The organism is Nitratidesulfovibrio oxamicus, from assembly GCF_015731765.1.
Taxonomy (GTDB): domain Bacteria; phylum Desulfobacterota; class Desulfovibrionia; order Desulfovibrionales; family Desulfovibrionaceae; genus Cupidesulfovibrio; species Cupidesulfovibrio oxamicus.
In genome coordinates, this window is the sequence record NZ_VRYY01000034.1 from 1 (window position 1) to 8,652 (window position 8,652).

The 8,652-nt window shown below is 67.4% G+C and carries 7 protein-coding genes and 1 pseudogene; 3 read left to right on the plus strand and 5 right to left on the minus strand.

The genetic code is table 11. The annotated features are described in order from the left end of the window. The 5 genes and pseudogenes from FVW20_RS19545 to FVW20_RS01745 form a co-directional block, all read right to left on the minus strand. Positions 1 to 253: pseudogene (locus FVW20_RS19545) on the minus strand (AI-2E family transporter); the annotation flags it as partial. 61 nt (positions 254 to 314) lie between these two features. After that, positions 315 to 1,004, minus strand: a complete 690-nt coding sequence (locus tag FVW20_RS01730; RefSeq protein ID WP_012612830.1) for a Crp/Fnr family transcriptional regulator — start codon at positions 1,002 to 1,004, stop codon at positions 315 to 317. A gap of 105 nt (positions 1,005 to 1,109) precedes the next feature. Further along, positions 1,110 to 1,466, minus strand: a complete 357-nt coding sequence (locus tag FVW20_RS01735) for a 4Fe-4S dicluster domain-containing protein (protein ID WP_196608028.1) — start codon at positions 1,464 to 1,466, stop codon at positions 1,110 to 1,112. 27 nt (positions 1,467 to 1,493) lie between these two features. Next, on the minus strand, positions 1,494 to 3,278 hold the full coding sequence (locus FVW20_RS01740; RefSeq protein WP_196608029.1) for an FAD-binding protein: 1,785 nt from the start codon (positions 3,276 to 3,278) through the stop codon (positions 1,494 to 1,496). Between the two features lie 385 nt (positions 3,279 to 3,663). After that, positions 3,664 to 4,728 carry a sulfite exporter TauE/SafE family protein gene (locus tag FVW20_RS01745; protein ID WP_196608030.1) on the minus strand — a complete coding sequence of 355 codons (1,065 nt, stop codon included), beginning with the start codon at positions 4,726 to 4,728 and terminating at the stop codon, positions 3,664 to 3,666. Between the two features lie 424 nt (positions 4,729 to 5,152). Here FVW20_RS01745 and FVW20_RS01750 point away from each other — a divergent pair, with 424 nt between their 5' ends. The 3 genes from FVW20_RS01750 to FVW20_RS20095 form a co-directional block, all read left to right on the plus strand. Further along, entirely contained in the window at positions 5,153 to 5,410 is a 258-nt protein-coding gene (locus FVW20_RS01750; protein ID WP_196608031.1) for a hypothetical protein, read from the plus strand. A 315-nt stretch (positions 5,411 to 5,725) separates the two neighbouring features. Further along, entirely contained in the window at positions 5,726 to 8,344 is a 2,619-nt protein-coding gene (gene polA, locus FVW20_RS01755; protein WP_196608032.1) for a DNA polymerase I, read from the plus strand. Between the two features lie 225 nt (positions 8,345 to 8,569). Continuing rightward, a partial coding sequence (locus FVW20_RS20095; protein WP_196608033.1) for a transposase occupies positions 8,570 to 8,652 on the plus strand: 83 nt, incomplete at its 3' end.

Consider the following 8,652-nt stretch of genomic DNA (forward strand, 5'->3'; position numbering starts at 1 on the left):
CAGATGCGGCAGTGGCCGCCCCCTCAGGCTGTCCGGCGGGGGCGTCATGCGCGGATTCGGCACGGGCCGAAGGGCACCCCGCGCAGGCCGGGGGGGCAAAGGGGTCGATGGAAACGGAGGAGCCGGAGCCATCAGCCTCGCGCAGCGCATCGGAAGCGCCGGGGCAGCCGCCGCAGGACGGGGAAAGGCGTGTGGCCGCACGGCGCAGCACGGGCCGGGCATTACGGCGCTGGGAACGGGCGGGAGTACTCATGTCGCGGTGCTAGCACGCGGTGCGCGCCGAAGCAACAGCACCGCCGCCCTGTTCCGCCCCTCTACAGTTCCGCGCGTTCCAGCAGGCGCAACGGATGCAGCACCACCACCTCGCGGCGGGTCACCCGCACCAGCCCCTCGTCCTGCATCTCGCGCAGAAAGTCGCTGACGGTCTGCTGGCACGATCCGGTCATGGCGGCCATCTGCTCCTGCGTCAGGCGCACGGGAATCACGGCGGGCTCGTGCCAGGCCGCCTCGTCGCCCAGCACCTCGTAGGCCATGTACACCAGCAGCTTGGCCAGCCGGGTGCCCACGTCGCAGGTCATCAGGTTGCCCACCTGCTCGCCCAGGTAGCGCACCCGCCCCCCCAGCGTGGCAATGACCCTGCGCGCCGCGCCGAAGTTGTCGGACAGGAACTTCTCGAACTCGTCCCGCCCCGCCTCGCGCAGCACGCAGGGGGTCAGGGCCTGGGCATTGGCCTTGCGCGGCACCGAATCCAGCACCTCGGCCAGGCCGAACATCTCGCCCCGCCTGCGCAAAAAGAAGATGGGCTCCTTGCCCGACGGCGCAATGCGGAAGATGCGCACGATGCCCTGCTCCACGTAGAAGCACGAATCGCCGGAGTCCTCCTCGAAGAACACCATGTCGTTCTTCGAAAACTCCCTCCGGCGCGACAACGCCAGAAACGCCGCCCGCTCGTCCGGCAGGTCGGCGAAAAAATCCTCGGTCCAGAGATGCCAGTTGCGTTCCATGAGCCCCCCTGGCGGAGAGCGTAGTGCTCCTGCGGCATATTGCAAAGGGGCAAAGGCGGTATCGGACACCGGATGTCCATGCCGCCCCCGCCCCCCGGAGTATGATTACACGCCCTTGCCAGTCCGGATGGCCGGGGCCGCGGCCAGACGGTTGCGGTACTTGTAGGTGGTTTCCACGCCGTGGATGTCCACGCACTTCCAGGTGATGTGGTCCTTGCCCATGATGGGCCGCAGGGACGCCTTGTGGTACCCCAACTGGTAGGGGATGCGCGTCTCTATGGCGGCGCGGGGGCAGGCCTTGGTGCAGGACATGCAGTCCCAGCAGTCGCGCGTGCAGCGGCAGCGGGCCTTGCCCGTGGCTGCGTCCACCACCATCAGGTTGCCGGGGCAGGCTTCTTCGCAGCGCGATTCGGGCAGCCCTTCGCAACCGTTGCACTTTTCGGTCAGTATTCTCGGCGGCATGTGTTCCTCCGTCCGGATGAAATGCGGTTAAGCCTTGAACCGGTCGCCGGGGACCAGTTGCTCGTAGGGCCGGGTGAAGGCGGTCACCTCGCCGGTGACCGGGTCGCGCCGGGTTTCCACGAAGCAGTCGAAATTGGCGTCGTCGCGGCCGGGGTAGTCGCTGCGGGTCTGCCACCCGGCCCAGCGGGTTTCGCGGCGGGCCTTCAGGTGGTGCACCACGGCCTCGGCCACGTCCACGCGGTCCATGGTCTCGTTGGCCTGCATCAGGTCGTGCAGGTCGGCGGCCTTCAGGTAGGCGAACTGCGATTGCAGCATCTTGATGTGGCGCAGGGCGTAGTCCAGGCGCTCCTCGTTGGTGCGGTAGAACTGCGAACTGCCGCCCGCGTACTCGTCCATCAGGCGCTGGAGGCGTTCCTTCATCTCTGTGGGGGTCACGCCGTCGTAGTCCTTGCCACGCAGCAGCGGGGCGAACACACGGGCCTTTTCCGACTCCACCTGCGCGCTGACGGCGGCTTCGTCGGGCTTTTCAAGGCCCGCCGCCATGTAGGCAATGGCGCCGCGCGCGGCCAGCTTGCCTTCCGCCGCGCAGCCGCCCACGAACTTGTTGGGGTTGCCGCCCGCCGTCTCGCCCGCCGCGAACAGGCCGGGCACGGTGGTCATGCGCTGCATGTCCACCCAGAAGCCGCCCATGGTGTGGCCGCCCATGATGTACGGGTCGGACCCGTAGATCTCGATGGCCTCCTTGGTCACGTCCTGCCCGCGGCTGGCCAGGAACAGCACGAACGACGGACGCTCGTTGAGGTAGTCGGTCATCATGGCCTGCACCAGTTCGGGGGCCATGTTGCGGGTGTCGCAGTAGCAGGGGCCGCGCCCGGCCAGCCATTCCTCCATGGGGGCGTTGGCCCGGATGAAGCGCGGGGCCGCGTCGCCGCCGAGGTGGGCGTAGCGGCTCATGACCCGCTCGTCCTTGCAGTTGATGATGGGCGCCTTGTAGCCCACCGAGATGGTGTCCACGGGGCCGCAGAAGTCCTTGGTGCGGGTGGCCACCCAGCGCTGCTCCAGCGACGACAGTTCCGCGCCCTGGCGGAAGCCCATGGCGTAGCCGGAGCCCACGCAATAGGGGCACATCCAGATCTGCGCGCCGCTGTCGGTGGAGTCGGCGGTGTACGACTTGTACAGGGTGCCCGCCCCGCCGGTGGAAACCACCACGGACTTGGCGCGGAACACGTGGAACGCACCGTCACGCACGCCAAGGCCTGTGGCCCCCACGCAACGCCCGCCATCCATCAGCAGGCCGGTGCCCGCCACGCGGTTGTACACTTCGGCCCCGGCCTCGATGGCCTTTTCGGCCATGATGGGCTTCAGTTGCTCGCCGTGGATGGAGATGTCCCACTTGCCGCGGTAACGGATCTTGCCGTCCGCGTCGCGCAGGATGGGCAGGCCCCAACGCTCCAGGTCGTCGATGGCCTCGTTGAGTTCCTCGGCGTTGCTGAGGGCCAGGTCCTCGCGCAGGGGACCGCCGCCCACCTGGGCGCGGCTCCAGCGCACCAGGTCTTCGGGGGTCTTGCCTTCGGGAATGTAGGTGTTCAGGGCGTCCATGCCCGCCGAACACGCGCCGGAACGCATGATCTCGGCCTTTTCCATGATCACCACGCGCAGCGACGGATCAAGCCGTTTGGCCTCGGTGGCCACGAAACACCCGGCGTTGCCGCCGCCGATGATCAACAGGTCGCACTCCACCGTTTCCGTGCGCACCTCCGCAAGGCTGCGCGGCGCGATGTCCACGGCCCTGCTGGCCTTTCTGTTCGCCATGTCGTTTCTCCCGACGTTGATTGGATACGTTACGGATGCGCCGCAGGGGCCACCGCATCATTCTTTCTGTCGTTCACGTGGCCCAGGGCTTGCGGCACAGGGGCCCATGAATCTTCTCTGCCCTGATTCGGGCTATCTTTTCGCGACGCAGGGCGCATACGCTTTCCTGAGACTGCCTGCGGTATTGCTGCGGCGCAGGGATTTTGTGCGCTGACAAGGAGAACGAGTCCGGCAGGGAGGAGTATACTCTTCTCGTATTCGACGACATGCCGGACGAAGTTCGACGCGTTGCTCTCAATGTCCGTAAGGCTCGCAAGCTCGCCTAACGGCCACGCTTCGCGCCCTTCGGGTCGGTCAGTCAGCGTGCAAAAGACCAAGCCGCAGCCTAGGCGCTGCCAAGGCCCAGCTTGATCCCCATGTACTGCAGCCCCACGAAGATCAGCAGGATGCCGAACAGCAGGCGCAGGTAGCGGGTGTCCACCACGCAGCCCAGACGACGCCCGAAGTTGGCCCCGCAGTAGCCGCCCAGCATGGCGAACACGGCCAGCTGGTAGATGACGGTGTCGGCCACGCCGCGCACGATGAACTGCGAGCCGATGTTGGCCACCTTGACGAAGTTGCCGGTGCCCACGGCCACCATCATGGGCAGGCCGAAGGCCGCGTGCAGCATGGGGGTGAACAGAAAGCCGCCGCCCACGCCGATGATGCCGGTGACGGCGGCAATGAAGAAGTTGCCGAAGGCCGGGTACAGGATGTTGGTGCGGTAGGGCACGCCGCCCCATTCACCACCCGCGTACAGAAGGCCCTGCCTTTCGGTGGCCACGAAGCCGCCGCTCTTGGCCGGGGCGGGGCGAATGCCGCGCCACAGCATCCAGAACGCCGCGCCGAACACCAGCACGGAGAAGTACATCTTCAGCTGTTCCGGGGTCATGCCCAGCGAAAGGTACGCACCCGCGCCCGCGCCCAGAAAGCCGGTGGCCATCATGGGGAAGGCGATCTTCATGTTGGGGGTCTTCTTGGACAGGTGCACCATGGCCGCCATCAGGCCGATGACGGCGGAGGCAAGGCTGTTGGTGCCCAGGGCCACCTTGACCGGCAGGCCCAGCCACAGGGTGTACAGGGGAACGGAGAACAGGCTGATGAACGCCCCCACCATGCCGCCCAGGAACCCGGCCACCATGCCCACGCCGATGCCCAGCACCGGCACCACGTTGACGGTGCCCCAGTTGGGGTGGCTCCAGGCCACGGTCCACGAGGGCGCAACCGATTCCTTGACCAGCGCCAGCAGCAGCACGGCGGTCAGCGCCCACAGGGCCATGTTGCCGGGGGTACGTTCGCCCAGCACCGCCCGGATGCCCGTGAGAAACGGGGAACAGGTCACGTCGGCGTCTGCCGCTCCGTTTGCCGGGGCCGCGCCCGCCGCTGCGCCCGTCTTGTTCGTATCCGCCATTCCCGCCTCCCTTGCTGGTTGAAGTTATTGTGGGGGTGAGTGTGCCCGCCTCGCCGGGGCATCCGGCACCGGACAGCCGGACGCGAGGCGTGCATCGTGAGCCACGGGAGTAGCCCGAAGGGGCAAAGGGTTCTATCGCGGGGACGATAAACGGAGGAATCGTGATGAAATGAGGGTGAGACAAGGCGGAATCGCGGGATAAACTCAAAATGAAATGCTTCGATTACAGCGCATTATCGAATCATGCAAAAAATACGGGACAAACGGCACCCACGCCCCCCCTTGCTGACAACCCGCGCGCGCCAAGGTATGTATGAAGCATCCCCGTCCCTGCCGCACGCCCCCGCGCATGGGGGCACACGCCACGGACCACACCGGGCACACACCACGGACACGCGGCGCCACACGGGGAAGGGGGTGCGCCGTGTTCGCCCTGCTGTTTCTGCACCGCGACTGCGTGGGCTGCGGCTATTGCTGCGCCAAGGCCCAGTGCCCGCCGGGCCGCGAGGCCTACGGTGACCGCCGCCGCTGCCCCGGCCTGTTCTGGGACGGGGCGCGCTACCGCTGCCGTCTGGTGATGACCGACGCGCAGGTTGCCGCCGTGTTGCAGGTGGGCGAAGGCTGCTGCCGCCCGCTGAACCGCTGGCGCAGGAATGTGCGGGAGCGGGTGAAGCCGTTGTGACGGCGATGCGGCCCAGTCCGCCCTTATCTGTCCCGTCGACCTGTCCCGTCGGCCCGCCAGCCTGACGGTTGCAGGCATCCCCGCGCCGCCATGGTTTCCCCCCCGCGCCGCCCGTACCAGCCCGGGCCCGCGCGAACGGCTTTGCTTCGGGCGCGGCGTGACGTATACCCTTGGCGCAGGCGGCCCGGCCCGAGACTGCGCCAGGAGTCCGTACCGGAATGACGGGACTGCGCCCCGTCCCGGCACCGCGCCGCGCAGCCTCTGCGCGTCCGGCCCGCGCCATCCCCCCACATCCAACCGCCAACCGGAACCAGCATGTCGCTCACCCAACGCCTCGGCCTTCGCGGCGAGCCCCTGTGGCTCATGGACGGCTCGGCCTTCATCTTCCGGGGCTTCTACGCCTATCAGAGCATGCAGCGTTCGGACGGGTTTCCCACCAACGCGCTGTTCATCGTCACCCGCATCCTGCTGCGCATCCTGCGCGAGGAGCGCCCCACGAATTTCTGCTTCGTGCTGGACGGCAAGGGACCGACCTTCCGGCACGAGCTGTTCCCGCCGTACAAGATGCAGCGCGCGGTAACGCCGGAACCGCTGGTGCAGCAGCTGGACCCCATCAAGCGCATGGTAAGGGCGCTGGGCCTCCCGCTGGTCGTGTCCGACGGGTGCGAGGCCGACGACTGCATCGCCTCGCTGGCGGCGCGCCACCGCACCGAGCGCCCCGTGGTCATCGTGGGCACGGACAAGGACCTGAAGCAGTGCCTGCACGACAACGTGGTGCTGTGGGACCCGGCGGCCAAGGAAGAAAAGCTGGTCACCCTCGCGGACTTCACGGCGGAAACGGGCCTTGCGCCCGCCCGCTGGCCCGACTTTCAGGCGGTCATCGGCGATTCGTCGGACAACATTCCCGGCATCCCCGGCGTTGGCCCCAAGACGGCGGAAAAGATATTCAAGGACTTCGGCTCGCTGGAAGAAATCCGCGACCGCGTGGGCGAACTGCCCGAAAAGCTGCGCGCCAAGTTCGAGCCGCACCTTGAAACCATGTTCCTGTACCGCCAACTGACCACCCTGACCACCGACGCCTGCCCGGAAGTGACCCTGCCCGAACTGGCCGTGCGTCCGCTGGACCCGGCGGAAGCCGGGGCCGTGCTGCGCGAATTCGAGTTGCGCCAGCTTACCCGCGAACTGTCCGGCATGATCGAGAACGGCAGCGTCACCTCTGCCCCGCGCTCCACCAGCCAGGTGCAGGCCAGCCTGTTCGGCGACGAGGGCCGCAGGGCCGATCCGGTGAACACCTGCAAGGACCCCGGCAAGCTGCCCGACTGCGAAGGCGTGGCCGCCGCCGTGGTGCCGCTGTTCGACAACGGCAGCGTCGCCGCCTACGCCGTGGCCGCCGGGGATTGCGAAAGCCGCTACTCCGGCCCGGTGGAGGCCCTTGCACGCCACCTTTCCAAGGCCGCGCAGGTGGCCGCGCCGGACGTGAAGCACCTCTTGCGCGCCGACCCGGCATGGGGCGGCGTGGACCCGGCCCGCTGGTTCGACCTGGGGCTGGCCGCCTACCTGCTGAACCCGGAAGAGCGCGACTACGGCTGGCCGCGCCTGGCCGCCCGCTGGGGCGACGAACTGGAACGCTCGTCCGGCAACCCCGGCCTTCTGGCGCTGGAAATGGCGGGCGCCCTGTCGGGCCGTCTGGCCGGAGCGCAGCTGTCCCGCCTGATGCGCACGCTGGAAATGCCGCTGATCCCCGTGCTGGCCGACATGGAGGCGGCGGGCATCGCCGTGGACCTGGACGCCTTTGCCGCCTTCCTGCGCGAGGTGCAGGGCGAACTGGACCGCCTGACGCGCGACGTCTACAAGGCCGCCGGGGGCGAATTCAACATCCGGTCGTCGCAGCAGCTGGCCGAACTGCTGTTCGGCACGCTGGGCCTGCCCACGGGCGGCAAGACCAAGGGCGGCCAGACCTCCACCGCGCAGGACGTGCTGGAAAAGCTGTCCGGCCGCCATCCGGTGGTGGACGCCATCCTCGAATTCCGCAAGCTGGAGAAGCTGCGCTCCACCTATCTGGAGCCGCTGCCCCGCCTGGTGGACAGTGCCGGGCGCATCCACACCACCTTCAACCAACTGGCCACGGCCACCGGGCGGCTGTCCTCCAGCAACCCGAACCTGCAGAACATTCCCGTACGGGGCGACCTTGGCCGCCGCATGCGCACCTGTTTCACCGCCGCGCCGGGGCTGCGGCTGGTGTCCGCCGACTATTCGCAGGTGGAACTGCGCGTGCTGGCCCACATGTCGCAAGACCCCACGCTGCTGGCCGCCTTCCGTGAGGGGGCGGACATCCACAGCCGCACCGCCAGCCTGTTGTACGACGTGGCGCAGGATCAGGTTTCCACCGACCAGCGCCGCAACGCCAAGACCATCAACTTCGGGCTCATCTACGGCATGGGGCCGCAAAAGCTGGCGCAGGAACTGCGCATCCCGCTCACCGAGGCCAAGGCGTTCATCGAACGGTATTTCAGCAAGTTGCAGAAACTGCGCGAATTCTACGACGAGGCGGAAACCACCGCCCGCGAGCTGGGCTACGTGACCACCATGGCGGGCCGCCGCCGCCTGCTGCCGGAAATCCATTCCGAAAACACCCAGCTGAAGTCGCAGGCACGCCGCCAGGCCATCAACACCCTGATCCAGGGCAGCGCCGCCGACATCATCAAGCTGGCCATGCTGGCCGCTCACGCCGACCCGGACCTGCGCGCCCTGAACGCCCGGCTCATCCTGCAGGTACACGACGAACTGCTGCTGGAAGTGCCCGCCGACAACGCCCCCGCCGCAGGCGAGCGCCTTGCCGCGATCATGTCCGGCGTGCGGCCCGGTGGGGTTGCACTGGATGTCCCCCTTGCCGTCGATTGGGGGCAGGGGGAGAACTGGGGCGTTGCACATTAGGCGCAATGGCGCGTTTCGCGGGCAATGGCGGCGTCAAAGGGATTTTTTGCTCCGGTCGAGTACCACAAAAGTACACTCCCTCCGCAAAAAAACCCTTTTCCTTGCCCTTGCCACACGCTCCACGCCATTGCGGAAAGCCGCAGCCACCGTTTGCGGCACCACGTGAACGTATAAAACGTTTGGTAATACCTAACCAAACCGGACCTGTGATAGGCAGGTCTGGACATGAGAGAATGCCCGAAGTGCACATACACCCGAGCTTGGCGTCTCGCCGATGGCCGTTTCAAATGCCGTCGGTGCGGTAGCAA